Source organism: Streptomyces sp. NPDC029164 (genome assembly GCF_055563995.1).
Genome location: NZ_JBVHWW010000089.1, coordinates 1 through 2,346, shown reverse-complemented (window position 1 = coordinate 2,346; position 2,346 = coordinate 1). Strand labels below are relative to the sequence as shown.

The 2,346-nt window shown below is 75.4% G+C and carries 2 protein-coding genes; both read right to left on the bottom strand.

Features of this window, described 5'->3' with window-relative positions:
* Positions 1-200 precede the first annotated feature (200 nt).
* Positions 201-1,157 (bottom strand): MASE1 domain-containing protein, encoded by a 957-nt coding sequence (locus ACZ4VT_RS37315; protein WP_467955817.1) that lies wholly within the window; start codon positions 1,155-1,157, stop codon positions 201-203.
* Positions 1,158-1,161: 4 nt separating this feature from the next.
* Entirely contained in the window at positions 1,162-2,010 is an 849-nt protein-coding gene (locus ACZ4VT_RS37310) for a PP2C family protein-serine/threonine phosphatase (RefSeq protein WP_467955815.1), read from the bottom strand.
* Positions 2,011-2,346: the final 336 nt, after the last annotated feature.

Below are 2,346 nucleotides of genomic sequence, written 5' to 3'. Positions count from 1 at the left end.
CCCCGCCCCCCCCCCCCCCCCCCCCCCCCCCCCCCCCCCCCCCCCCCCCCCCCCCCCCCCCCCCCCCCCCCCCCCCCCCCCCCCCCCCCCCCCCCCCCCCCCCCCCCCCCCCCCCCCCCCCCCCCCCCCCCCCCCCCCCCCCCCCCCCCACCCACCCCCCCCCCCCCCCCCCCCCCCCCCCCCCCCCCCCCCCCCCCCCCTCAGCTCTCCGGTCTGCCCCGGGCGAGGTGTTCCACCAGTTCGGCCAGGTCCTCGCAGACCTGCTCGATCTTCAGGCGGACGTTGTTCTGCTCGGTGACCATCGCCGACAGCAGCAGACCGGTCAGGGCCGCCGCCCCGTTGAGGGCCTGCAGGTTGATCATCGTCCCCAGGAGGGTCTGCCCGTCGAACGGCCCGGTGCGGTCACTCGCCGCCGAGATCGCCAGGACGGACACGAACAGGACGCACGGGGCGCTCCCGGCGAGCTGGAAGCGTACGGCCGCCCAGATGATCAGCGGGAAGACCAGGAACAGCAGGGACAGCGAGCTCCGGGTGGCCACGACGGTGACGACGACGGACATGAGCACCAGGGCCGTCACCTCGGGCACCCGGTAGTCGCCCTCCCCCGGGCGGCGGACCCGGCGCAGGACGAGCAGGAGGGGCGTCACCACGAGCACACCCATCGCGTCCCCGGCCCACCAGGCCGACCACACCGGCCAGAACCGGGCCGAGGGCAGGTCGCCGCTGAGCACCAGGGTCCAGGTCCCGATGGTGGCGCTGAGCAGCATCGGCAGCAGACCGCCCAGGAAGACCAGCGCCAGGGCGTCCCGCAGTCGGTCGACCTCGCTGCGGAAGCCCACCCGGCGGAGCATCAGGTACGCGCACACGGGCGCGAGGGTGTTCCCCGCGACGATGCCGAGGCCGGAGAGGTTGAAGTCGCCGATCCGCTCGATCGCCAGGTACGTGCCGAGGGCGATCCCCGGCCATGCCCGCGGGCCCAGCCAGAGCAGGGCGGCGAGGGCGATGCCGGTGGGCGGCCACAGGGGCGTGACCTCGGCTCCGTTGACGACCACGGACTGGTGCAGGCCGATCCGGCCGCCCGCGTAGTACGCGACGGCGACGGCGAGGATCAGCAGGACAGCTGTGGACAGACGTCGCCATTCCTCGGTGCGCACCACAGCATCAGACAACAGGCCCGTGTCCGGGCGGGGCGTGACGCGCCGCGTCGTGGGTCAGGACGAGCACTGCGGCGTCATCGGCGTGGCCGGTGGAGTCGGCCACCTTCATCACCTCGGCGGCCAGTTCGTCGGGATCGGCGCCCGCCGCGTCCCGTACGACGCGGACGACGCGCTCCAGCCCCACCTCGATCGGGAACCTCGGGCCCTCGACGACGCCGTCGGTGAGCAGGACGATCGATCCCGCCGTCGTCAGGCGGCGCCGGGTCACGCTGTACCCGGATCCGGACTGCAGGTTCAGCGGCAGTCCGCCGTCGTCCTCGGTGATCCCGTACTGGCCGTCGACGGTGGCCCAGACCGAGGGCACGTGGCCGGCCCGGGCGCTCTCCAGCTCCCACGTCCGCGGATCGAAGCGGAGCAGGCTGCAGGTCGCGAAGAGATCGCGGTCCATGGAGAGCAGCACCTCGTTGGCCCGGCTGAGCACCTCGCCGGGATCGGGGACGACGGCCGACACCGCCCGCAGGCAGATCCGGATCTGCCCCATGAACGCGGCCGCGTCCACATCGTGTCCCTGGACGTCGCCGATGCAGAAGGCGAGGGCGCCCTCGGGCAGCTGGAAGCCGTCGTACCAGTCGCCGCCGATGTCCAGGCCGTGCCGGGCGGGCGCGTACCGGGCCGCGGCGCGCAGTCCGGGCAGCACGGGCAGGGTGGTGGGCAGCATCTCGCGCTGCAGCGCCTCGGCCAGCTCGACCCGGGCCTGCTGCAGCTCAACCCCTTGCCGCGCCTGGGCGGTGAGCCGGCCGAGCATGCTGAGGAGGTCGGCGCTCGCCACGCGCGGGGGGCGGCGCGGACTCATGGAACGCTCCGAGGTGCATCCATTCGTCCCTGCTTCCGCTCCGTTCACGAGCCCGTGCACATCATATTTCCGGGCAACCGGAACGCGCTCCCCGAGACGGCCCCGGGGGCTTCAGTCCCCCTGCTCGTCGGCGAGCGAGCTGACCGGCCGCGGCTTGCCGATGACCGCCAGGGCGATGAAGAAGCTGATCCGGCCGATCGCGACCGTGAGGGTGGCCAGCGCCTTCTCGCTGTAGGGACGGCGGAGGGGGGGGGGGGGGGGGGGGGGGGGGGGGGGGGGGGGGGGGGGGGGGGGGGGGGGGGGGGGGGGGGGGGGGGGGGGGGGGGGGGGGGGGGG